23 protein-coding genes and 1 pseudogene are annotated in these 23,278 nt (G+C 35.1%); 15 read left to right on the forward strand and 9 right to left on the reverse strand.

Annotated elements, in window-relative coordinates; genetic code table 11:
• The first annotated feature begins 29 nt into the window (after positions 1-29).
• The 15 genes and pseudogenes from I5M32_RS01530 to I5M32_RS01595 all read left to right on the forward strand — a co-directional run bounded on the left by I5M32_RS01530 (position 30) and on the right by I5M32_RS01595 (position 14,104).
• Positions 30-653, forward strand: a complete 624-nt coding sequence (locus I5M32_RS01530) for a TetR/AcrR family transcriptional regulator (RefSeq protein WP_200584368.1) — start codon at positions 30-32, stop codon at positions 651-653.
• Complete coding sequence (locus I5M32_RS01535; protein ID WP_200584371.1) at positions 653-1,993, forward strand: TolC family protein; 1,341 nt, start codon at positions 653-655, stop codon at positions 1,991-1,993. Before I5M32_RS01530 ends, I5M32_RS01535 begins: the two co-directional genes overlap by 1 nt.
• A gap of 27 nt (positions 1,994-2,020) precedes the next feature.
• Complete coding sequence (locus tag I5M32_RS01540; RefSeq protein WP_200584373.1) at positions 2,021-3,109, forward strand: efflux RND transporter periplasmic adaptor subunit; 1,089 nt, start codon at positions 2,021-2,023, stop codon at positions 3,107-3,109.
• A gap of 48 nt (positions 3,110-3,157) precedes the next feature.
• The gene (locus I5M32_RS01545; RefSeq protein ID WP_200584375.1) at positions 3,158-6,541 is read left to right on the forward strand and encodes an efflux RND transporter permease subunit; all 3,384 of its coding nucleotides are present in this window, start codon (positions 3,158-3,160) and stop codon (positions 6,539-6,541) included.
• A gap of 132 nt (positions 6,542-6,673) precedes the next feature.
• Positions 6,674-7,213, forward strand: coding sequence for a C40 family peptidase (locus I5M32_RS01550; protein WP_200584377.1), 540 nt, complete (start codon positions 6,674-6,676; stop codon positions 7,211-7,213).
• Positions 7,210-7,893 carry a mutarotase gene (locus I5M32_RS01555; RefSeq protein WP_200584379.1) on the forward strand — a complete coding sequence of 228 codons (684 nt, stop codon included), beginning with the start codon at positions 7,210-7,212 and terminating at the stop codon, positions 7,891-7,893. Before I5M32_RS01550 ends, I5M32_RS01555 begins: the two co-directional genes overlap by 4 nt.
• A gap of 33 nt (positions 7,894-7,926) precedes the next feature.
• Positions 7,927-8,409: a TlpA disulfide reductase family protein gene (locus tag I5M32_RS01560; protein WP_200584381.1), complete on the forward strand. Its 483-nt coding sequence runs from the start codon at positions 7,927-7,929 to the stop codon at positions 8,407-8,409.
• Between the two features lie 5 nt (positions 8,410-8,414).
• Positions 8,415-9,047 carry a thioredoxin family protein gene (locus tag I5M32_RS01565; protein WP_200584383.1) on the forward strand — a complete coding sequence of 211 codons (633 nt, stop codon included), beginning with the start codon at positions 8,415-8,417 and terminating at the stop codon, positions 9,045-9,047.
• Positions 9,037-9,648: a redoxin domain-containing protein gene (locus tag I5M32_RS01570; protein WP_200584384.1), complete on the forward strand. Its 612-nt coding sequence runs from the start codon at positions 9,037-9,039 to the stop codon at positions 9,646-9,648. Before I5M32_RS01565 ends, I5M32_RS01570 begins: the two co-directional genes overlap by 11 nt.
• A gap of 94 nt (positions 9,649-9,742) precedes the next feature.
• Complete coding sequence (locus tag I5M32_RS16810; RefSeq protein ID WP_262895577.1) at positions 9,743-9,865, forward strand: hypothetical protein; 123 nt, start codon at positions 9,743-9,745, stop codon at positions 9,863-9,865.
• Positions 9,866-9,974: 109 nt separating this feature from the next.
• The gene (locus I5M32_RS01575) at positions 9,975-10,985 is read left to right on the forward strand and encodes a 3'-5' exonuclease (RefSeq protein WP_200584385.1); all 1,011 of its coding nucleotides are present in this window, start codon (positions 9,975-9,977) and stop codon (positions 10,983-10,985) included.
• Positions 10,986-10,990: 5 nt separating this feature from the next.
• Positions 10,991-11,857 carry an aldose 1-epimerase family protein gene (locus tag I5M32_RS01580; protein ID WP_200584386.1) on the forward strand — a complete coding sequence of 289 codons (867 nt, stop codon included), beginning with the start codon at positions 10,991-10,993 and terminating at the stop codon, positions 11,855-11,857.
• A gap of 66 nt (positions 11,858-11,923) precedes the next feature.
• The gene (locus tag I5M32_RS16625; RefSeq protein WP_317193087.1) at positions 11,924-12,196 is read left to right on the forward strand and encodes a nucleotidyltransferase family protein; all 273 of its coding nucleotides are present in this window, start codon (positions 11,924-11,926) and stop codon (positions 12,194-12,196) included.
• Between the two features lie 95 nt (positions 12,197-12,291).
• Positions 12,292-12,537, forward strand: a pseudogene (locus I5M32_RS16960) (HepT-like ribonuclease domain-containing protein); the annotation flags it as partial.
• 202 nt (positions 12,538-12,739) lie between these two features.
• Positions 12,740-14,104: a GH1 family beta-glucosidase gene (locus I5M32_RS01595; RefSeq protein ID WP_200584387.1), complete on the forward strand. Its 1,365-nt coding sequence runs from the start codon at positions 12,740-12,742 to the stop codon at positions 14,102-14,104.
• Here I5M32_RS01595 and I5M32_RS01600 read toward each other — a convergent pair.
• The 9 genes from I5M32_RS01600 to asnB form a co-directional block, all read right to left on the reverse strand.
• Positions 14,101-14,793: a class I SAM-dependent methyltransferase gene (locus I5M32_RS01600; RefSeq protein WP_200584388.1), complete on the reverse strand. Its 693-nt coding sequence runs from the start codon at positions 14,791-14,793 to the stop codon at positions 14,101-14,103. The genes I5M32_RS01595 and I5M32_RS01600 overlap by 4 nt on opposite strands.
• Positions 14,790-15,812, reverse strand: coding sequence for a patatin-like phospholipase family protein (locus I5M32_RS01605; protein ID WP_200584389.1), 1,023 nt, complete (start codon positions 15,810-15,812; stop codon positions 14,790-14,792). The genes I5M32_RS01600 and I5M32_RS01605 overlap by 4 nt, the downstream gene beginning before the upstream one ends.
• A 42-nt stretch (positions 15,813-15,854) precedes the next feature.
• Positions 15,855-16,814, reverse strand: coding sequence for a CvpA family protein (locus I5M32_RS01610; RefSeq protein ID WP_200584390.1), 960 nt, complete (start codon positions 16,812-16,814; stop codon positions 15,855-15,857).
• A 64-nt stretch (positions 16,815-16,878) separates the two neighbouring features.
• Entirely contained in the window at positions 16,879-17,562 is a 684-nt protein-coding gene (locus tag I5M32_RS01615; RefSeq protein ID WP_200584391.1) for a VIT1/CCC1 transporter family protein, read from the reverse strand.
• A gap of 82 nt (positions 17,563-17,644) precedes the next feature.
• Positions 17,645-18,619, reverse strand: a complete 975-nt coding sequence (locus I5M32_RS01620; RefSeq protein ID WP_200584392.1) for a type I phosphomannose isomerase catalytic subunit — start codon at positions 18,617-18,619, stop codon at positions 17,645-17,647.
• A gap of 46 nt (positions 18,620-18,665) precedes the next feature.
• Positions 18,666-20,054 (reverse strand): undecaprenyl-phosphate glucose phosphotransferase, encoded by a 1,389-nt coding sequence (locus I5M32_RS01625; protein ID WP_200584393.1) that lies wholly within the window; start codon positions 20,052-20,054, stop codon positions 18,666-18,668.
• 274 nt (positions 20,055-20,328) lie between these two features.
• Entirely contained in the window at positions 20,329-20,808 is a 480-nt protein-coding gene (locus I5M32_RS01630; protein WP_200584394.1) for a glycosyltransferase, read from the reverse strand.
• Positions 20,808-21,293, reverse strand: a complete 486-nt coding sequence (gene pssD / locus I5M32_RS01635; protein ID WP_200584395.1) for a PssD/Cps14F family polysaccharide biosynthesis glycosyltransferase — start codon at positions 21,291-21,293, stop codon at positions 20,808-20,810. The genes I5M32_RS01630 and pssD overlap by 1 nt, the downstream gene beginning before the upstream one ends.
• A gap of 13 nt (positions 21,294-21,306) precedes the next feature.
• Positions 21,307-23,163: an asparagine synthase (glutamine-hydrolyzing) gene (asnB, locus tag I5M32_RS01640; RefSeq protein ID WP_200584396.1), complete on the reverse strand. Its 1,857-nt coding sequence runs from the start codon at positions 23,161-23,163 to the stop codon at positions 21,307-21,309.
• Positions 23,164-23,278 lie beyond the last annotated feature (115 nt).

Consider the following 23,278-nt stretch of genomic DNA (forward strand, 5'->3'; position numbering starts at 1 on the left):
AAAAGTTTCCATAGTTTTGTGCTCGAATTATGACAGAGAATATCGAAACCTATATTTTAGAAGAAGCCGAAAAGCTTTTTATGAAATACGGAACAAAAAGCATTACCATGGATGATATTGCCAAGCAGTTGGGGATGTCTAAAAAAACCATCTATGCAAACTTTAAAGATAAGGATGAGTTGGTTACCAACTTAATTATCTCAATGATGCAAAAAGATGAGTGCAACATGGCAGAATTGACCAATAAATCTGAAAATGCGATAGATGAGATTTTTTTGATGATGGATTTTTTGAAAGAGATGTTGGCTAATATCAACCCCGTAATTTTTTATGATTTAGAAAAATATCATAACAAAGCCTATAAGATCATGATGGAATTCCATGAAAACCATATCTATAAAAACGTTAAAATTTGCTTAGAGAGAGGGATCAAAGAAAATGTTTTTAGGGACGACATCAATACAGAAATATTATCCCATGCTAGGGTGGCGCAAATTAATTGGACTTTTGAAACAGATCTGATAAGGAGCGGTAAACATAGTCTTTATGAAGTGATACAAGAACTAACCACACATTTCCTTTTTGGGATTTGCACACTAAGTGGACATATCTTAATCAATAATTATACAAACAAGAACAAACAAACCATATAATGAAAACAAAAACAATGCTGATTACGGCTTTTTTAAGTTTAACTATTGGGAGTTTAATGGCGCAAACAGATACTGCCAAAACTTACAATTATAATTTAGAGCAATGTATAGAATATGCTTACGGGCACCAAACGGCCTTATTAAATGCTGCTTTAGATCAAAAGATAGCCGATGCCAAGGTAAAAGAAACCATCGGGATTGGTTTGCCGCAGATTAGCGGTACTGCAGATTTTAAGGATTTCTTAAAAGTACCAACCTCTTTACTGCCAGGTGAATTCTTTAACCAACCAGGAACCTATATTCCAGTAAAATTTGGGGTCAAGTACAATTCTAGCCTAGGTGCTTCCATCAACCAATTATTATTTGATGGTAGTTATATTGTAGGTTTACAGGCATCAAAAACATATAAAGAGCTTTCACAAAGGGCTTATAACCGATCTAAGATTGAAACCAACGTAGCTGTAACAAAAGCTTTTTACATGGTTTTGGTAAATAATAAACAGATTGATCTATTAAATGCCAACATTGCGCAATTGAAAGACCAACTAGATCAAACACAGGCCTTGTTTGATAACGGCTTTGCAGAAAAAATTGATGCGGATAGGCTAAAAGTTTTATATAATAACTTAACCACAGAGAAAGAGAACGTTTTGCGTTCTTTAGAATTGGGTAAAAGTATGTTGAAGTTTCAAATGGGAATGCCAGTTGATGATAATTTATCACTAAAGGGATCTATTGAAGGAGTAAAATTAGATAAGAATTCTATTTTGGCCGATAGCACCGCCTATGCCAATAGGGTTGAGTATGCACTATCGCAAACACAGCTTAAACTTAACCAGTTAGATTTAAAAAGGTATAAATCTCAGTTTCTCCCTAGCTTATCTGCTTTTGGGAATGGCTCATATCAATACCAGAACAACAATTTTAGTGATCTGTATGATAAAAGCTTTCCTACGGTAGTTGTTGGGCTACAATTAAATGTCCCGATTTTTAGTGGCCTACAAAAAATTAACAGGGTAAAACAAGCGGAGTTTACTGTCTTAAAATCAAAAAATGATCTGTACAATACCAAAAACTCTTTGAATTTAGACATTAAGAATAGCATTACCACTTACACAAACAGCATTAACTCTCTAGAGAACCAACAAAGGAATTTAGATTTAGCCAATGATGTTTTAAGGGTTTCTAAGATAAAGTACGAACAAGGCGTGGGTTCTTCTATAGAGGTAACCCAAGCCCAAACATCGCTTAAAGAAGCAGAAAACAATTACATAAACGCACTTTACAATGCCTTGATCAGCAAAGTGGATACAGAAAGAGCAACAGGAAAAATTAATTAAAGCAAACCTTATCATATCAATAAAATCATGAAAAAAATATTAATCGCATCGCTGGTACTGTTTTTAGCAGCTTGCGGAAACAAATCAAAAGATAAAAAAGCCGAGCTAGAAAAATTGAAGAAAGAGCAGGCGGACATCAGTGGCAAAATTGCCGATTTAGAACAGGAAATTGGTGCCAAGAAGGAAATTATTACCAAAGATGTAAATGTTTATGAGGTAAAGACATCGCCATTTAAAAATTATATTGAAATACAAGGTAAAATTGATGCCGAGAAAAACGTACAGGTAACGCCAGAAGCTGCAGGTGTAATTACCAAAGTGTATGCTTCTATTGGCCAAAACGTTTCTGCAGGGCAAATTTTAGCACAGATAGATGATGCGGTTCTTCGCCAAAATATGGCTCAGTTACAAACACAATTAGATTTGGCAACCAATTTATTTAAAAGGCAAAAAAATCTTTGGGATCAAAAAATTGGTACAGAGGTACAATATTTAAACGCAAAATCTCAAAAAGAAGGTTTAGAAAAGCAAATGGGCGTTTTAAAACAACAAGCAGACTTGTATAAAATCAAATCGCCCATTTCCGGTACCATAGATCAAATGGATTATAAGGTAGGGCAAGCCGTACAACCCGGGGCACCGGGCATAAGGGTTGTAAATGCCAATGATCTAAAAGCAAAAGCATTAGTTTCTGAAACCTATGCCGGTAGAATTAACCAAGGCGATGAGGTTATTGTTGTAGTGCCAGATGCCACAGATTCTGTTAAAACAAAAATCTCTTTTGCGGCAAAAACCATTGACCCAATGAGCAGGAGTTTTGCCGTAGAGGTAAAATTGCCTAGTAAAAAATCGTTTAGGCCAAATATGTTGGCAGTTTTAAAAATTGTTGATTATGCCAACCAAAAAGCAACGGTTGTACCAATTAAAGCAATACAAAAATCAGAAACCGGTGATTACCTAATGTTGGATGATAATGGGAAAGCTAAAAAAGTAGAAGTAAAAGTAGGCAATATCTATAACGGCGTAGCAGAAATATTAGAGGGTATAAAGCCTGGGGATAAAGTAATTACGGTAGGTTTAAATGGCCTTAACGAAGGCGATAACGTTAAACTTTAGAAGATCATTCTCATAAAAGATGGTAACATCATTTTAATTAATAGCTAAATGAAAGATTTAGAAAAAGAATTTAAGCCCTCTAGTTGGGCAGTAGAAAACAGAACGGCTATTTATGTATTAACCTTTATGCTGTTGATAGCTGGTTATTTTGCATACAATAGTTTACCAAAAGAAAATTTCCCCGAGATTTCTATTCCAAAGATTTTTGTACAAACAGTATATCCGGGAACATCTCCTGCAAATATGGAGAATTTGGTAACCAAACAGTTAGAAAAACAGATTAGATCAACCCAAGGATTAAAAAAGGTTACCTCTAACTCTTACCAAGATTTCTCCATCATCACGGCAGAATTTAATGCCAATGTTGATATTGTGGTTGCAAAGCAACGTATAAAAGATGCGGTAGATAAAGCAAAAACAGATCTACCAAGTGATTTGCCCAACGATCCAACCGTACAAGATATTAACCTTTCTGATCTGCCGATCATGTACTTAAATATGTCTGGCGATTATGATTTGAAAACGATAAAAGGTTATGCAGATGATTTAAAGGATAGGATAGAAGCACTTCCAGAAATATCTGGGGTTGATATTGTAGGTGCTTTAGATCCTGAAATGCAGATCAACGTAGATATGAATAAAATGGCCGCCGCCAAGATTTCCTTTATGGATATTCAAAATGCGGTAGGTTCAGAAAATATTTCTGCATCTGGTGGTACTATCCCTATTGATGGGGTTAGAAGAACCTTAAACATAAAGAAGGAATACAAGTCTGCAGAAGAAATCGGAAACACCATCATCAATACGCCAACTGGTGGGTCTGTTTATTTAAAAGATATTGCCAACGTGGTTGATGGTTTTAAAGAGCAAGAATCTTACGCAAGGCTTTACGGTAAAAACGTAATAACCTTAAACGTAAAAAAGCGCTCTGGAGAAAATTTGATTGAAGCGTCTGATAAGATCAGGGAAATTTTGGCCGATATGAAGGCCACGCAATTCCCAAAAGGCTTAAACATTGTAGCCACCGGCGATCAGTCTGATAAAACAAGGGTTACCCTTCATGATCTGATCAATACCATTGTTATCGGTTTTATATTGGTTACCTTGATCTTGATGTTCTTTATGGGCATCACAAACGCATTGTTTGTGGCACTCTCTGTACCGCTTTCTATGTGTGTAGCATTTTTGGTGATGCCAACCATTGGCTTTACCATGAACATGATCGTACTGTTCTCGTTCTTGCTTGCCTTGGGGATCGTGGTGGATGATGCCATTGTGGTGATAGAGAATACGCACCGGATATTTGATAATGGAAAATATACGGTAAAACAGGCTGCTAAAATGGCTGCTGGCGAGGTGTTTTTACCTGTCTTTTCTGGCACCATGACTACCTTGGCACCATTTATTCCATTAGCGTTTTGGCCAGGGGTAATTGGAGAGTTTATGTTCTTTTTACCAATTACATTGATCATCACCTTGCTGGCATCTTTGGTGGTTGCTTATATTATCAACCCGGTTTTTGCGGTAGATTTTATGGAGTCTCACGACGAAAACGAGGTTTATAAGCCAACCTTTGATAAGAAAGTGAAAAAGACGTTGATGTATTTGGGTATTGCAGCGGTAATTGCTTACCTCATCGATTTTGGTTTTGGAAACTTTGTGATCATTATTGCTTTATTCTATCTATTGCAACATTTTGTACTAGAAAAAGTTATCAGAAAATTCCAAAGAAATACATGGCCAAGGGTACAGGCTAAGTATGGTAGGTTTTTAGAATGGGCTTTGCATCGCCCTTATACTATTTTGGGCAGTACATTTGGTTTGTTGATCTTTTCTATCGTTTTAACAGGAATAATCCCACCAAAATTTGTGTTCTTCCCATCATCAGATCCAAACTTTGTTTACGTTTATACCTCATTGCCAGTAGGTACAGATCAAGCATATACCAATGAAATCACTAAAAAAATAGAGAAAAAAGTTACCGCGGTTGTAGATAGTTTAGGTAGCCAAAACGTATCGTCTATTATCTCTAATGTTACCGTTGGCGTAACCGATCCGCAAGATGAGGATCAAGGGAATTATCCAAACAAAAGTAAAGTAACGGTTGCTTTTAAAGAGTTTGGGGAGCGTACCGGAAATCCTTCTACTGCTTATTTAACAGCGATCAGAAAAGCGATAAAAGGTATCCCTGGCGCAGAGATTTCTGTAACCCAAGAGCAATCTGGCCCGCCTACGGCAAAACCGATAAGTATAGAAATTACGGGTGATAACCTAGATTCTTTGGTAAGCACTTCACAAAGATTAAAAAATTATCTAGTCGCAAAAAATATCGGGGGAATAGAAGAATTGAAATCGGATTTCCAAAACAACAAACCCGAGGTAATTTTCGATATCGATAGAGAAAGGGCAAACAGACAAGGAATTGCCACAAGAACCATTGTTTATAATTTAAGAACAGCTCTTTTTGGAACAGAAGTTTCTAAGTTTAGGGATCTTAAAGAAGATTATCAGATTAATGTGAGGGCGCAAGAGGATCAAAGAAATAGCTTGCAAGCGTTAAGAAACATCCAAATTACCTATCGCGATATGGCAATGGGCGGCATTATTCGCCAAGTCCCTATTTCTGCTTTCGCTGATATCGACTATGTGAACACTTACGGGGGTATCAAAAGAAAACAAGGGAAAAGGATAATTATCCTATCATCTAATGTGCTTTCTGATTTTAACCCTGGCGAGGTTAATAAAAACATAGAAAACGCAATTCAGAATTTTAGGAAAACGGATGGGGTGGTGATAAAAATGGGCGGGGCGCAAGAAGAGCAAGCAGAAACATCGGCCTTCTTAGGTTTAGCTTTAGGGGTCGCTTTTTTCTTGATATTGATTATTTTGGTTATCCAATTTAATTCTATCGGTAAACCTATCATTATCTTGAGCGAGATTTTATTCAGTATTATAGGCGTGTTGCTAGGAATTACTATTTTCCACATGGAAATGTCTATTGTAATGATGGGGATCGGTATAGTGGCCCTTGCGGGGATAGTAGTGCGTAACGGTATCTTGTTGGTAGAATTTGCCGATTTGATGATGGAACAAGGGATGGAAGCTTACGAGGCAATATTAGAGGCCGGTAGAACCCGTATGACACCGGTTTTATTAACGGCAACGGCAACCATGTTAGGTTTAATTCCGCTGGCGGTAGGCTTAAACTTAGATTTTACCGCATTGTTGAGTACAGGAAACCCCCATATTTATTTTGGTGGAGACAACGTGGCGTTCTGGGGGCCTTTATCATGGACAATGATATTTGGTTTAAGTTTCGCCACTTTCTTAACCTTAATTTTGGTGCCTTCTATGTATTTGATCAGGGCAAAAATCAAGAACAGATTTGCAAACAGAAAAAAGAAAGATGTACCGTTGATAGAAAACGAGTAAAATTTATAAAAATATTTAGCCTTAACGTCTGTTCTTATCAAATTGAACAGGCGTTTTTTTTATGGAAAAAATCTCGTTTTATATCTTTTTTTTAACTTAGAGAATCTTTAAAATAAATCTTAAATAATTCTCGTGAACAAAAAACATCATATTTTCTTTTGTATCATAGTTAGCATATTAGTGGTGCTTAGCTCTTGTAAATCAAAGAAAAATACACTTAAAAACGCCAATTATAAAATAGAAAAACCTTCAAATAAAATAGCTGCCAAATATGCCGAAGAAATGGATGTTTCTAAAAGCGATATTAAAAACGGTAAACTTTACGAGTTTATTGATGATTGGGAAGGCACTAGGTATGAGTTTGGTGGCCTAACAAAAAAAGGTATAGACTGCTCTGGCCTAGTTTACCTTATCTATCAGAACGTTTATGATAGGCAGATCCCCAGATCTACAAGCCAACAAGTAAATATCATCAAAAGAAAATACGAAAATCAATTAAAAGAAGGCGATCTTGTTTTTTTTGATTTTGATGGTAAAAAATTTAGTCATGTAGGTTTGTACCTGCAAAATGGTTATTATGTTCACGCTAGTACCAGAAAGGGCGTAATGTTAGAAAAATTGAGAAACCCTTATACGTATAAATATTTTTCTAGGGGAGGGAGTGTAGAATGAATTTAGAGGAGCATTATGAGCAAATGTGGTTGCATGCTCAAGAAAAGTTTAAGCAAAATCAATTAAGTTTAGATCAACAAATTAATGCTAAGGATGATTCTCGTAGAGGAGTTACATTAATCATAAGACCTACCACTGAAGTTTTAAAATCCATATCAAAATTTTTGAACGAGTTAAAAGAGATAGCTCCAAATCAATATATTTATCCTGTTTCTGATATTCACATTACGGTAATGTCTATCATTTCTTGTTATGAAGGATTTAAGCTAGAAAATATACAAGTGGAAGAATATATTAAAATCATAAAAAGCAGTTTAAAAAATTTACCTGTAGAAGAAATCCATTTTAAAGGAACCACTGCTTCTGATGCAGGCATTATGATTCAAGGTTTCCCTAAAAATGGAGTATTAGATAAACTGAGAGATATTTTGAGAGTTAATTTTCGTCAATCTGATTTGGAAAGCTCATTAGACAACCGATATCAAATCAAAACGGCACATAGTACTATTTTAAGATTTGAATCAACCGTTAAAAAAAATGATGAATTTTTGAAACTCTTAAATAAATATCGTCAATTTAATTTCGGAACTTTTGAAGTGCATAGATATGAGTTTGTATTTAATGATTGGTATCAAAAAAAGGAATTGACCAAATGTTTGGATATTTTAAACCACAACTAAAAGCTAAATAAAAATAAAAGGCGTTATAAAACTATGAAGAATAAATATCTATTTATTTTCTTTGTGATGTTTTTTATAGCAAAAATATCCTTAGCACAAGTAAGATTATTATCTATCAACCAGTTAGAAAACAGGATACAACAAGGAAAAGATACAGTTTATGTAGTCAATTTTTGGGCTACTTGGTGTGCGCCTTGCGTTAAAGAACTTCCAAATTTTGAAAAACTAAGCCAAACCTATAAAAACCAACCTTTAAAGGTGATTTTAATGAGTGTGGATTTTAAATCTAAACTAGAAAAAGCGGTTGTGCCTTTTGTAAGGCGGAACAAGATCCAATCTGAAGTATATGTAATCAATGAAAAATCTGAACAAGGATATATAGATAAGGTAAGTAAGGATTGGACGGGTTCTTTACCCGCAACTTTGATAGTTAATAAATTGAAAAACTCAAGAAAATTTTACGAGCGAGAATTTACCTACCCACAATTAGAAGAAGTATATTTAGCAAATAAATAAACCTTATGAAAACAGCCGGTATAAATTTTAAATCCCATTTTTTGTTGTTGCTGATAATTGTATCGAGCAATTTTGCAAAGGCACAAACAGGATATAAAGTAGGGGATTTAGCCAAAGATTTCTCTTTAAAAAATGTAGATAACAAGATGGTTGTCTTGGCAGATTATCCCGATGCAAAAGGTTTCTTTGTGATTTTTACCTGCAACCATTGTCCTTATGCAAAAATGTACGAACAGAGGATTATGGATCTTGATAAGAAATTTGCACCACAAGGTTATCCGGTTATTGCCATCAACCCAAATGATCCAAAAGCTTATCCAGAAGATTCTTTTGAGAACATGAAAAAGCGTTCTGCCGAAAAAAAATATACTTTCCCCTATCTTTTGGATGAAACCCAAGATATAGCCAAAACTTATGGGGCAAAAGCAACGCCACATGTTTACTTGCTACAAAAAACCAAAAGAGGTTTAGAGGTAGCATATATTGGAGCCATAGATAACGATACCGAAAATGTGAACCAAAGTGGCAGAAATAATTATGCGGATAACGCCGTTGAAGCCATTATGAAGAATAAAAAACCTCAAATTACACAAACCAAGGCCATTGGCTGTTCAATTAAATGGAAAGATGAAAATTAAAGCACCAAAGATTATTTTATTATTTATTTGCTTATTGGCGATAAGCATTAAGGCCAAATCTGCAGTTTTAGAAATTGATACCCTGCATTTAGGCGATACCGTATCTGGATTTAACTTGCCCAACACCGTACCCAACCAGCCAAAAATGGTAAGTTTGGATGATTATAAAAACAGAAAAGGAGTAATATTGATTTTTATGACCAACGGTTGTTACCACTGCATCAGATATCGCCAACGTATTAAAGATCTGCATACAAAATATGCTAAAGATGGTTATCCGGTGGTAACCATTAACCCAAGTAACCCTAGCTATGCTTTTGAAGAAACCAACCAAGAAATGGTTAAAAATGCCATAAAAGAAAAATATGAATTCCCTTATTTAGAAGACTCTACCCAAAATGTTACCAGGGCATATAACTTGCGAAGCACACCAACGGCGTATGTTTTACAGCGGCAAAAAAACAATTGGGTTTTAAAATACAAAGGGCCAATTGATAACGATATGGATAACAAAAAGAAAGATAAAACAAACTTTGTACAAAACGTGGTTGATGCCTTGATCCATCATAAAAAAGATGTGGTTTACCCCATGAGGAGCTGATTTTTATTTTTAATTTAAGATCTTTTCTTTGGTAGCTTTTATCCCAAATAAAAATTCCCGACCTTCATCTTCTTAACCTATCAAAGCTATTTTAATGGGCAAACAGAAAAAAGATTATTCGTTTTGGAGCAAATACAAACAATTTGCCGGGAATGAAATATTGCTTTATGCCATTATGGTAATAGGAATTTTGTTAGGAATAATTATTTTTAGCTAAATTGAACCTGTAAAACTTTAATCATTTATTTATCAATCAACAGAAACTCGCATAGCTCAATTTTCACGTCTCAAACCTAAAAAATCACATCTAATACTCAAAAAATTAAATGAAACTTAACCTTAAACGCCCATTAGCATTTTTCGATTTAGAAACAACAGGGGTCAACATAGCATCAGATCGTATAGTAGAAATATCCATTCTTAAAGCTATGCCCAACGGAACCGAAGAAGTAAAGACCATGAAAATTAAACCTAGCATCCCCATTCCGCTAGAATCATCTTTGGTACATGGTATTTATGATGATGACGTTAAAGACGCACCAACATTTAAAGACGTTGCACAAGAAATCATTGCCTTTTTGGACGATGCCGATCTAGCGGGCTACAACTCGAATAAATTCGACATCCCTATCCTAATGGAAGAGTTTTTAAGGGCAGGTATAAATTTTGATATCGATAACAAGAAGTTTATAGATGTACAAAACATCTTCCATCAAATGGAGCAGCGAACCTTAAAAGCCGCCTACAAGTTTTATTGTGGTAAAGAAATCATAAACGCACACTCTGCCGAAGCAGATATTAGGGCCACTTACGAAGTATTGCTTTCACAGTTAGCTAAATATGAAGGCATCTCTTACGAGGATAAAAAAGGCAATGTTTCGCAACCCGTTATTAATGATGTTGATGCTTTACATCAATTTACAAACCTTAATAAACCAGTAGATTTTGCCGGACGAATGGTTTTTAACGATAATGATGAACCTTGTTTCAACTTTGGGAAGCACAAAGGAAAAACACTTTTTGAAGTTTTTGAAATTGAGCCCAGTTATTATTCTTGGATGATGAACGGCGATTTCCCTTTATATACCAAAAACAGGCTAGAGAAATATTGGAAACAACATCGCGAGAAAAAGAACGAAGCAAGGCGAGCAGAAGCACAAGAGAAAAAACCGGCAGAAAAGCCTGTGGAAATAAAAAAGGTTGATAACGATGCGAAACTTAACCCTCCAAAACCGGTTAATGAATCTCCAAAACCTCATCATAAACCTAAAAAAGACAACAGGCCTGCGAATGAGGATATGCTGAAAATGTTAGCTGATAAATTTAAAAAAATATAAATAGCATGATTGTTTTAGAAAACGAAGAATTAAAAGTTACCCTAAGTTCTAAAGGTGCAGAACTAGTTTCTTTAATAGATAAAAACGATCATACCGAGTATATTTGGCAGGGCAACCCAGATATCTGGGGCTACCACGCACCAAATTTGTTCCCAATAGTTGGCGGTTTAAAAGACGATACCTTATGGGTTGATGGAGAAAAGCATCATCTAAACAGGCATGGTTTTGCCAGAACAACCGTTTTTAGGAAAATTGAAGCAGCGCCACAACAGGCCATATTTGAGATAAGGTATGATGATGAGTTGCTAAAAATCTATCCTTATAAATTTGAGTTCCAAGTTATTTATTATTTAAAAGGCCGCACATTAGAAGTGTTATATAAAGTGATCAATATGGATGATAAAACCATTTATTTCTCCGTTGGTGCGCATCCCGGCTTTAATGTGCCTTTGGTTAAAGGAGAAAAATTTGAGGATTATAGTATAGAGTTTCAATACGATGACGATTTAATTACACATCAACTGTCTAAAAACGGGTTGTTTGATGGCAAAACCTTAAAAATACCTACGGTTAAACAAGAGCTTAAACTAACAAAACCCTTATTTGAGCATGATGCTTTGGTTTTTAAGAATTTAAAATCTAAGGCAGTTACCCTCAAAAGTAAATTTAGCACCAAAACTGTTAAGGTAGAATTCCCACATTTTGATTATTTAGGGATTTGGAGCAAAGCAGATGCTCCTTTTGTTTGTATTGAACCTTGGTTGGGCTGCGCCGATAACGAAGGAGAAATTAAAGACATTAAACAAAAAGAAGCCATACAAAAAGTAAAAAAGGGACACGTTTTCGAAACCGTATTTTGTATATCGGTTTAAATAAGTAATTATTATTTTTGATGATAATAAAATTAACTGGCTATGCTTTAGAATACACAGGAAATTATCCGATTATTAAAAGACAGTAAAGTCTATCTTCAAAAGAAATATCAAATTTCTGAATTAGGATTATTTGATTCTTTTGCAAATGGCACTTATACCAAAGAAAGTGATATAGATATTTTTGTTGATTTTAATAAAAAGATAGATGGGTTTGAATATATTAAACTTGCCCACGAATTTGAGGATTTATTTAATCATAAGATAGATTTGGTTTCTAGAGGTGGCGTGAAAGAAAAATATTTACCATCAATAGAAAAAAACTTGATCCATGTCTAATAGAGAAATACAATTATTGTTAGAAGATATTAATTTAGCAATAATTAAGGATTTTTGATTATACAAAAGAATTAAGTTTCTAAGAATATGAATCTGATTCTAAGACCAAAGATGCTGTTGAAAGAAATTTTGAAATAATAGGAGAAGCGGCATCAAGAATTTCTGAAAATTTCAAAATCAATCATTCACAATTAGAATGGAGAATACTAGAAGATTTTAGAAATTTCATTATTCATGAATATTTTGGTGTTATTAATCAAATTTTATATGATACTATTCAATTTAGATTGCCAGAATTACAAATAGAAATCCAAAAGTTAATTAACCTAAACTTATCATAAACTCAACATTCTCTTCATCTTAGCTTTTTATATTTACAAAAAACGAAATGAAAATGAAACTATTACAATTCATCTCAAAATCTATCAATCAAATTAAAGAGGTTTTGTTCTTAAACCAGATGAAAGCTTTATTCTCTCATTAAGGTTTGATAACCATTAAATTCCGTGTATTTTGCAAGCTTCTATAATCGCTTGCTTTTAAATGACCGATACTTTTTTGCCCAATAATAATTTCACTAAAGACCACTTTGGCCCTCGGTTTAAATGGGGGGTTTCTGCTGCGGCCTATCAAATTGAAGGCGCATATAAAGAAGACGGTAAAGGATTATCTATTTGGGATACTTTTACCAACACAAAGGGTAGGATTAAAGGAAACCAAAACGCCAATATCTCTAGTGATTTTTATCACAGATATAAAGAGGATATTGATCTGATTAAAAAACTAAATATCCCAAATTTTAGGTTTTCTATTGCCTGGGCAAGAATTTTACCCAATGGGATAGGAGAAATAAACCAAGCCGGAATTGCTTATTATCATGATGTAATAGATTATTGTTTGGGCTTAGGGATAGAACCTTGGCTTACCATTTACCATTGGGATTTACCTGCCGCATTAGAACAAAAAGGAGGTTGGACAAATAGAGAGGTAATTGCTTGGTTTGAAGAATTTGTTGCAGTTTGTGCAAATAATTTCGGTAGCAAGGTAAAAAATTGGATGGTAATGAACGAGCCCGTTGTTTTTACCGGAGCGGGTTATTTTTTAGGCTTGCATGCCCCGGGAAAGAGGGGAATGAAAAATTTTCTTCCAGCGATCCATCATGCAGCTTTAGCTATTGCTGCAGGGGCAAGGGTTTTGCGTAAGATAATTCCTAAAGCAAATATTGGCACTACCTTTTCTTGTTCTTACTTAGCACCTTACCGAAAATTAAAAAGAGATAAAAAAGCCGTTGAAAGGGTAGATGCGCTATTAAACCGTTTGTTTATTGAACCTTTGTTGGGTTTGGGTTACCCCGAAAAAGAGTTGCCAGTTTTAAAAGGCATTAAAAAAATTAGTAAACCAGAAGATGAAAAAAACTTGGTCTTTGATTTTGATTTTATCGGGATACAAAATTACACTCGTGAGATCATCAAAAATTCTTGGTTAATTCCTTATATCAAAGCATCATTGGTAAAGGCAGAAAACAGAAAAGTGCAATTAACGGAGATGAAATGGGAAGTTTATCCAGAAGCTATTTATCACATGATCAAGCAATTTAACAAGTATCCTCAAATTAAAAAATTATTGATCACTGAGAACGGTGCTGCTTTTGCAGATAAGATCATAAACGGAGAGATTAATGATGAAATGCGTACCAAATACATCCAAGATAATTTAAAACAAGTTTTAAGGGCAAAAAAAGAAGGCTTAAAAATTGATGGTTATTTTGTTTGGACTTTGACCGATAATTTTGAATGGGCAGAAGGTTACCATCCTCGTTTTGGATTGGTACATATAAATTTTGAGACTCAAAAAAGAACGGTTAAAAACTCTGGAAAATGGTATGGGGAATTTTTAGCGAAAAGCTAAACCAAGGTTAATTTGCCTAAATAGGCGTTATCATCATCCCTAAACATAATTTGCAGCTGATAACCTGTTTCTTTTGCTAAACCTGCCACTAAGTTTTCATCGGCGTAAAGCCAGCTAAACCAATCTCCTTTTTCTCCGTTAAACTCATATTGATAGTCGATCTCACCATAATAGCTATCTGGCTCTGGGGCTTCATCTTCATATAAATAAGAAACATCAGAAGAATCAAAAAGAATTTGCCCCGATGGTTTGAGGATATTTTTAGCATGGATCAAGAATTTTCTCAGCTCATCTACATAACCGCAAAAGCCGATCCCGTTCATCATCATCAAAAGGGTATCGTATTTTTCGGCTCGGTAATCCATTACGTTTGCATTGATAATTTTTCTTAAACCACGTTTTTTCATTACCTCGCAAGCCCCTTCAGAAATTTCTAGAGCGGTAACATCTAAATTATTTCTTTGTAAGATTAAGCTGTGCACACCTGCGCCGGCACCAATATCCAAAATTTTGCCATCGCAAAGATTAAGCGCAAAAACCTCAATATCATTCAGATCTTCATCTTCCCTAAAAAAAACACTTACCGGGAAATCTTCTGCAGTGGTATAATTGTTATGCAGCAAAACTTCTAGATCTTGATTACCAGCTTGATAAGCTTTTAAAAAATTACCGTAAATATCGGGGTTCAATGAGGTTCTTCGGTTTTAAGCTTTATCAAGTTATCTATAACCAAATCAATAACCCTAGATTGCTGGCTGATCATCCTATCTGCCAAGGCAATTAATTTACTGATGTTTTTTGGTGATGCTGCGTCTAGGTTTTCTTCTACGCTTTGCAGGTTAGCGGGTTCTAGTCTTAGGTAATGATCGGCAATCCCTAAAAAACTAAAAATCTTTTTCATGTAAAAATGGCTAGTTTCGGTTGCGCCGCTCATCATCATATCTAATAAAGCGGGAACAACAAAAAGTGCCTTTGTGTCTTTTATCTCATCACTATCATAAGCTTTTTTTGATGCGCCGGTTCCTAGAGATAAAATATAAACATCTTTTGGGATGAGTTCTTCTGGGTCTTTTTTTATTTCTACAAAAGCGCTCAATGAGGGGTTGGTGGCAAAAATACCGCCGTCTAATAAAGGATACCTTACGCCGGCCAAAGAGTGGATTTCTGCTACGCTAAAATAAGTTGGTGCAGCAGAAGTTGCCCTGCAAACATCCCTCACAAAAAAATCACGACTATCGCCTCTGTTCTGCGCAACTTTTTGTCTAAAAAAATGTGCCTTTCTTAACTCTATATTGTAAGCGGTAATGATGCAAGGTTTAATAAGTTGGCTTAGCTTTACATCATCAAAATAATCTAACAAGATCTTTTCAAGAATTTTTGCATCGTATTTTTCGGTTGTCCAACCAATATTGGCAAAAAACCTTTTAATGCCTTTGCTAGAGAAAATTTTAGTGCCGTTATCAATATATAGATCTAGTGCTTCTTTTGCAGAAAACCTGGGTTTTTTAGGGTCGCTTGTTGAAGGGCAAAGCAAAAGGCAGGTTAAGATACCACCAGTACTTGTGCCGGCAAAAAAATCAAAATACTCTGCAATATAGGCTTCTGGGTTTCCTGTTCTTTCTTTCAGCCTTCGCTCCATTTCTACCAGAACCATTCCGGGAATAATTCCCTTAATGCCGCCACCGTCAATAGATAAAATGGTATTCATTTTTCTAAAGTAGTGATAAATTATAAATAAGCTAACAGAATTTTAGTTGGTAAAATTTTGGGTTATCATTAGGCCGTTTATACCGCCGTCTAAAATCCCGATGCCAATTTTCCTAAATTTTGGATTGAGGATGTTTGCCCTATGCCCCGGTGAGTTCATTAAACCGGTATGCGCAATTTCTACGGTTTGGGCAAGGGCCAAATTCTCGCCCGCGGTTAGGTATGGTATATGATGTGCGCTGATACGATCAAAAGGAGATTTGTTCTCTAAATTGATATGGGAGAAATATCCCTTTTTAAACATATCGGCAGAATGCGCCCTTGCAACTGCCCTTAAGGCCGTATCTCTTTCTAATAAAGGGATTCCTGCCTTTTTTCTCTCTTGGTTTACCAAAACAAACAGGTGGTTTTCATAATTCTCGTTCACTTTGGCGTTTTCAACTGTGAAATGTAAGAAAACCGTCTTATCAGATTCTGGCTCTATTGTTAATTTACTGATAGATTTTTTTACCCTATCGCTAATATCCGGTGAGATATGGTTATCGATGTTCTCTAACTCTTGGCTTAAAAAATTAGCTAAAAAGCTGTTTCGGGTATTTGATATTAAATTTGGCCATAAAGGGAGAAATAAAAATATCAAGGCCAATAAAGCTGCGTAAAATAAGCCCCTGATCAAACCAGGAATTATCCCCAAGGTTTTGTTTAGAGAACTCTGGTGGGTTTTCTTAGAGATGTTTTTGATCAACTTGTAGATAATTGCCCCAATAATTAAGCGGGCAATTAGGATGGCAATAAAAAAAGAAAGCGGAAAAAGCCATCTTTCTTCAATTTGATAATGATCATCTAAAAAAGTGGCGATGTACAAATAAGAGAGAAAGGCTGTTAAAATACTGCATACTAAGGCAAGCAATTCTAAGGCGCCTAAAATAAAGCCCCTTCTAAAGCCGTGGTAAACGGCTAAGAAAATGATCGTCGCCAGAATAAGATCTACATAGGTTAACATATCGGGAAGCTTTACAAAAAACAATCCAATTAGTGCAAAGTGGAGCAGTTGAAGGTTTTTTGGGCTAAGAGATTAACTTTGCGATACCAAAAGCCGCACCAGCAGCTAAAGCGCCTATTAAAACTGTTTTAAAAGCCCCTTCAAGTGGTTTTTGCCCGGTTAGCTTAGTTTTAAAATAACCAAAAGCAAATAGCGCAATGATGGTAATAATGGCCGATATTCTTAAACCTTCTTCTGGGGTATTGGTAAAAAAATAAGCTAAAAGCGGGATAAAACCTCCAAGAACGTAGGATATGCCAATATTAAAAGCACTTTGTTTCGCTCTTTTTGGGTCGGGTTTTTCCATGCCCAATTCAAATCGCATCATAAAATCTACCCATTGGTCTTTGTCTAAACTCAACTGTTCTGCAATATCGTTTTGTAATTTTTCTGATAAACCATAATTGGCAAAAACTTCTTTTACCTCATCTTTTTCTTGTTCAGGGATTCTTTCTACCTCGGCATATTCTCTCTGTAATTCTGTTTGATAATGTTCTATTTCAGTTTTTGCCGATAAAAACCCACCCAAACCCATAGCGATAGAGCCTGCAACAATTTCTGCTATACCAGCCGTAATCACAAAGCTATTTGCATGCACCACGCCGCTTAAACCAGCCGTTAATGCAAACGGTACGGTTAAGCCATCAGACATCCCAATAATTACATCCCTAACTATTTCTGATGCCGTAAAATGTTTTTCTTGGTGCATACTTTTGGTTTTATGTTTAAATAAGATCAGAACTCAAAATAAAATATTAAAGCAGATCATTAAATCAGATATAGCTTTAAGCCTATTTAATATAGCTCTCTAAGATCTTAAAACCGCTATTTGTTTTTAATAGAACTTGATCTATGGTTGCAGGTATTAAAATACAATCACCCGTTTGCACCGGGATTTCTTCTACCCCATATTTTAAAATATAATTTCCTTCTACACAAATATGTATAACAAAACTATCAAGGTTATTGTAATCTTTTACCACTTCTTTGGTATAATCTAAGACGTTGGTTGTGAAATAAGGGCAATCTACCAGTTCTATGGGTTGGTTTTTGGTTGCCTGATATTTGGTTTTATATTCATCATGATAGGTAAAGTCAATAGCATCCAAAGCTTCTTCTACATGAAGTTCTCTTTTGTTGCCTTTATCATCAACACGATCAAAATCATAAATACGATAGGTAACATCAGAAGTTTGTTGTATTTCTGCAATCAATAATCCTTTACCAATGGTGTGCACACGGCCGGCAGGCAAAAAGAAAACATCGCCAGCGGCAACTTGCTCTTTATTTAAAATGTCGTTAATTTCTCCGGCATTAAACTTTTTAAGGTATTCTTTTTTATCTATTTCTTGGTTAAAGCCAGAAATAAGGGCAGCATTTTTATCGGCTTGTATCACATACCACATTTCTGTTTTTCCTTTAGAGCGATGGCGTTTTTCTGCCAATTCATCATCTGGGTGTACTTGAATGGATAAATCGTCATTAGCATCAATAAACTTGATAAGGAGTGGAAACTCGTTCCCAAAACGTTCGTAATTTTTTTTCCCGATAAGTTTTCCTTTTTCTTTTGATAACAGATCGGCTAAAGAAACGCCTGCTAAAATGCCGTTCGCAACAACAGATACATCAGATTTTACACCAGAGATCTCCCAGGTTTCTCCACAATTTGGTAATGGGGAAAAGTCTTTATTTAAGATGGTCTTGATTTTTTGACCGCCCCAAATTTTATCTTTAAATATTGTTTTGAATTTTAATGGATATAACATTGGAGTAAAAGTTAAATGTGTGGATTTTAAGTATTGGCTAATCTAATTAAAAAGCGTTTTCATCGCCTTTAATGGTTACCACTATGGTTTTGATGATAATATTTAAGTCGAGCCAGATGCTCCAGTTTTCTATATACCAAACATCGTACTCAATTCTTTTGATCAATTGTTCTTCCTGTTTTATTTCTCCCCTAAAACCGTTCACTTGGGCGTAACCGGTAACGCCGGGTTTTTGGTAGTGGCGTATCATATATTTCATGATGATGTTAGAGTACTCTTCGGTATGCTTTAGCATGTGCGGCCTGGGGCCAACAACAGACATATCTCCTTTTAAAACATTGAAGAATTGTGGCAGCTCATCAATAGAAGATTTTCTTAAGAATTTGCCCAATTTTGTTATCCTATTATCGCCTTTGGTAACTTGTTTGGTATCTGATTCTTTATTGATCTTCAAACTTCTAAACTTGATACATTTAAAGGGTTGGTTGTTTTTGCCTGATCGCTCTTGCAAAAAGAACACCGGGCCTTTAGAATCTAGCTTGATCAATATGGCAATTATAGGCACTAGCCAACTCAATAAGAATATGGTAACTAAAATGCTAAAAACAATATCGAAAAGCCTTTTTTTTGCTTGTACCGCAAAATCTTCTAACGGTTCTGATCTTAAAGATAAAACCGGTATCTCGCCCACATGATCAAAGTAAACGCTCTTGTTCACAAATTCCCTAAAATCTGGCACAAACCTAAAACGCATACAAAGGTTTTCTGCAGATTGGGCAATTTCATATATCTCTGAGTAGATCTCTGGCGATAACGTTGAGTAAATTTCTGTAACATGGTTAGAAATGGCATATTTGATGCAATCTTCTACCTTCCCCAAATATTCAAAATCAAGCTTATTGATTTCTTCTCTTTTTTGCTCGGCAAAGCAGCCTAAAATATCTATTGTTTTATTTGTTTTTCTAAGTTTTACAACTAGATCATAGGCAAAGGTATTGTTGCCCAGTATAATTACTTTGTTTAATGCTCTTTTTTTCTTGCCGATGTAGGTCGCTATCTTTAAAAAGATTAACCTACTGATGATCAGATAAAATGCAAATATTGCGAAACTGATATACAGGTATTCTCTATTAAACCTAAACCTCGAAAAATAAAGGTAAATAAGCAAGAATATAACAAAAATAAAAAAGGCCCTAATGGTTCTACGGGCAAATTTTTTAAAGTTTAAGATCCTATCGTTAATGTAAACTTCTGTAAAGTAAGAGCTGATAAGCCAAAAAATAATAGTCATTATAAAATAGACTACATGGCTAATATTTGCGGAGTTGGTATCAAAATTATAATTTAAAAGCAAGATCAAATGCAACAAACAAAGAAAACCCAAGTCTGTGAATGCAAAAAATATCCTGAAAAAATTATCGAATCTACTATTCATATCATTTAACGGTATGAGCGTTTTATTATTTATTGTTTTTAATAATCTGTTTTATAATACGTTACCATAAAATTGGTACTATCATTCATTTAGCCTATAAATTTGCTCAAATTGTTGTAATCAATTCTCTATTATTAGTTCAAAGTTAATCCAATTTTTTAAGGTATTACCACATAGCTTTAAATATGAAGTTACCTCTAAACTTATACATCATCAATCCATACTTTTTTAATTGTTGCCCATTTTTTAGTTCTTAAACAATTGATCCCACGGTTTATAAACTATCAATATATTCGCTTAGATAATTCATGATAACAGGTTTGTTAGAAACAAACGGGATCGGGTTAAAATCTTTGATCATATTTAAGATATTTTCCAGCTCATCCTCTTCACGCCATGGCATAATGTAGCCCAACTCAACAAATTTCTCTAAAATTTCTATTTGATGATCATCCACATGTTCGCCAAATTTGAGTAATCGAGCTACGCCAATTATTTTTTTTTGGAACCCAACAGCTTTTATCAAAGAGCCTGTACCTGCATGGGTAATGATAAGCCGGGCATTTTTGTGCAGTTCGTCAAGTTCTTTTGGTGAAATAAATGGTTTTAAAACCAAATGATCGGTTTCTATAGCCGTGTGGCCGTTTTGTACAATTACTTCTTCGGTAATTATTCCTTTTTTGCAAAGGCTATCTAGCGCTAGCAAAGGTCTTTTAAACTCGGTAACAAAGGTTCCTAATAAAACAAGAATCATCAATATATCCCTCCTAAATAAATGCCTTTACTATAATTAAGCTTTTCATCGGGCCATTGTACAATAAATTTATCTGCAATTTTATACATTAGATCGGCAGATTTAGCCCTTGATGTAACCCTTGCATACGATAAAATAAAGACCACTTTAATGCCCAACACCTTTGCTAAAAAGCACATTGGTATTGCCGTATGGCTTCCGGTTGAGATAACGGCTTTTGGAAAATGGGTTAAAAGTATCTTAAAAGATAAAAATGCGTTGTAAAGTGCCACCAAATAAAAGGAAATCCCACGGCCTTGCCCCTTAGATCTAGCTGCGAGAAAAAAAGTGTGGTAATTTTCTTTCAGAGGTGCTGTGGCTGGCGTTTTTTCTGTAACCAATAGGTAGTTGTACTTTAAGAACATCTCTTTTAAATGTAAGGTTTGGGCTAAATGGCCTCCGTCAGAACAAATTAGTATGATCTTTTTTCTCTTATCTTTTCCCATTTTTGATTGAATACTAAAACTTTAAATAAAAATTCTGGTACCACAACTCTAATGAATAAATGGTGTAAATCTGTTTCCTATAATCTCTTTTGCCTTGTTTGTGGGTATTGATCATATTCATTAAAGCATCTTTATTAAAATACTGATCTGAAAGGCTGCTTTTTTGGCTGACCAGCGAAACCAGCTCATCATACAAACTGGTCTTAAACCAATCGCCCACCGGGGTTTCAAAGGCTCTTTTCTTCCTGTTCATCACTTCGCTCGGTAAGAAATTTTCGGCCGCCTTTCTTTCTACGTATTTATGTATTTTACCGTTCAACTTAAATTCTGAAGGCAGGGTTTCTACAAAGGCCACCAAATCCTTATCCAAAAAAGGCACTCTGTTCTCGATAGAATGCGCCATGGTTGTTTTATCGTTAAATAAAAGCAAATTATCTGGCAACATCGTTTTTGTATCAATATATAAAAGCCTGTTTAACGAGTCGGATTTGCCACGCACTTCTTCATAAAACTTGCTAAAAAATTTATCTTTTCTAATGGCGATGGTAGAAAGCAGATCGTTTTTATAGATCTTAGATTTTAGCTCGTCAGAAAACAGGGTATAAATTGCCATAAAGCGATCTTCCTCTTTTTTAAACTGGGCAGAATAAACACCTCGCTGAAAAGTTTCATTGGCTTTAAAAAACTGTTTAAGGATTTTATAGGGCATCAAATTTAAAATACCTGCATATTTAGACATTATCGCCTCCCCATAATAACGTTTGTAACCTGCCATCGGCTCATCGGCTCCTTGGCCGCTTAAAACCACTTTTACAGATTTTGAAGCCATTTTTGAAAGATGATAAAGTGCCGGAATGGTTGGCTCTGCAATGGGTTCTTCGGTATGGTAAAAAGATTGTCTAAAATAATCCAAGTACTGGTCTTGGCCCAAAAAATCGGCAGTATGATCGGAGCCCAACAAAGTTGCCGTTGTCTGTGCATCTTCCAGTTCGTTAAAATTCCCTTTTCCGGTAAAGCCAACAGTAAATGTTTTAATTGGATAACCGAGATTTTGGCTCATTACCTTACCGATAAAAGCCGAATCGAGGCCGCCGCTTAAAAACAAACCAACGGGTACATCGGCCAAAAGCTGTCTTTTTACCGCATTCTCAAACAACTTTGAATATTCTTCTACTGCTTCATCAAGCGAGATATTGTTATTAACAGCATAAGAATCGTTTCTATAATTCTCTATTTTGTGCTGATGATTTTTTAAATCATACTTTATGTAAGAAGCTGCGCTTAACTTGTAGATGTCTTTGAAAATTGTGGTGGGCGAGGGGTTGTATCTTAATGTTAAGATTGAATCTAACGATGACAGATCAATTTCCTTTTTTACCCCAGATTTCAATAAAACTTTCAGTTCTGATGAAAAAACCATCGTTTTACCATTGAAATTGTAATAAACAGGTTTTACGCCAAAATGGTCTCTCACTAAATAAAACTGCTCATTTTTTATATCGAGGAAAGCGAATGCAAAAATACCGTTAAAATCATCAACACTTTTTATCCCAAACTCTCTGATATAGTAAAGTATGGTTTCGGTATCAGAATGGCCTCTGAACGAAATATTAGCAAGTTTTTTTCTAAGTTCGAGATGGTTGTATATCTCACCGTTGAAAACAATCGCATAGTTTCCGCAATCTGTGATCATGGGTTGGCTACCTGCTTCCGTAAGATCAAGGATGGATAGCCTGGTGTGTCCTAAATATACCTTGTTATCGCCAACTTGTTTTTCGATTAAACCCTGAGAGTCTGGGCCACGATGTTTGATGTAATTAAGCACATCTATATTAAGAGCTACGTTGATGGATCCTGCTATTCCGCACATATAATGGTTAAGGTTGTTTGGTAAAACTAAGTTTTTGAAGCGATAATTGATGGCCCTGCCCGTTAAACCGATGATTTTTTAGGCTTATCAATAGCAATGGTCTCAATTTATTTGT

The sequence above is a fragment of the Pedobacter segetis genome, assembly GCF_016623585.1.
In the GTDB taxonomy this organism is placed as follows: Bacteria; Bacteroidota; Bacteroidia; order Sphingobacteriales; family Sphingobacteriaceae; genus Pseudopedobacter; species Pseudopedobacter segetis.

Coding starts and splice junctions, on each gene's coding strand:
- I5M32_RS16810 (WP_262895577.1), top strand. CDS start 9,743: ATGGGCAAACAGAAAAAAGATTATTCGTTTTGGAGCAAATACAAACAA.
- I5M32_RS01625 (WP_200584393.1), bottom strand. CDS start 20,054: ATGAATAGTAGATTCGATAATTTTTTCAGGATATTTTTTGCATTCACA.
- I5M32_RS01580 (WP_200584386.1), top strand. CDS start 10,991: ATGATTGTTTTAGAAAACGAAGAATTAAAAGTTACCCTAAGTTCTAAA.
- I5M32_RS01610 (WP_200584390.1), bottom strand. CDS start 16,814: ATGTTAACCTATGTAGATCTTATTCTGGCGACGATCATTTTCTTAGCC.
- I5M32_RS01540 (WP_200584373.1), top strand. CDS start 2,021: ATGAAAAAAATATTAATCGCATCGCTGGTACTGTTTTTAGCAGCTTGC.
- I5M32_RS01560 (WP_200584381.1), top strand. CDS start 7,927: ATGAAGAATAAATATCTATTTATTTTCTTTGTGATGTTTTTTATAGCA.
- I5M32_RS01605 (WP_200584389.1), bottom strand. CDS start 15,812: ATGAATACCATTTTATCTATTGACGGTGGCGGCATTAAGGGAATTATT.
- I5M32_RS01620 (WP_200584392.1), bottom strand. CDS start 18,619: ATGTTATATCCATTAAAATTCAAAACAATATTTAAAGATAAAATTTGG.
- I5M32_RS01565 (WP_200584383.1), top strand. CDS start 8,415: ATGAAAACAGCCGGTATAAATTTTAAATCCCATTTTTTGTTGTTGCTG.
- I5M32_RS01535 (WP_200584371.1), top strand. CDS start 653: ATGAAAACAAAAACAATGCTGATTACGGCTTTTTTAAGTTTAACTATT.
- I5M32_RS01595 (WP_200584387.1), top strand. CDS start 12,740: ATGACCGATACTTTTTTGCCCAATAATAATTTCACTAAAGACCACTTT.
- I5M32_RS01530 (WP_200584368.1), top strand. CDS start 30: ATGACAGAGAATATCGAAACCTATATTTTAGAAGAAGCCGAAAAGCTT.
- I5M32_RS01555 (WP_200584379.1), top strand. CDS start 7,210: ATGAATTTAGAGGAGCATTATGAGCAAATGTGGTTGCATGCTCAAGAA.
- asnB (WP_200584396.1), bottom strand. CDS start 23,163: ATGTGCGGAATAGCAGGATCCATCAACGTAGCTCTTAATATAGATGTG.
- I5M32_RS01630 (WP_200584394.1), bottom strand. CDS start 20,808: ATGATTCTTGTTTTATTAGGAACCTTTGTTACCGAGTTTAAAAGACCT.
- pssD (WP_200584395.1), bottom strand. CDS start 21,293: ATGGGAAAAGATAAGAGAAAAAAGATCATACTAATTTGTTCTGACGGA.
- I5M32_RS01615 (WP_200584391.1), bottom strand. CDS start 17,562: ATGCACCAAGAAAAACATTTTACGGCATCAGAAATAGTTAGGGATGTA.
- I5M32_RS01570 (WP_200584384.1), top strand. CDS start 9,037: ATGAAAATTAAAGCACCAAAGATTATTTTATTATTTATTTGCTTATTG.
- I5M32_RS01575 (WP_200584385.1), top strand. CDS start 9,975: ATGAAACTTAACCTTAAACGCCCATTAGCATTTTTCGATTTAGAAACA.
- I5M32_RS01545 (WP_200584375.1), top strand. CDS start 3,158: ATGAAAGATTTAGAAAAAGAATTTAAGCCCTCTAGTTGGGCAGTAGAA.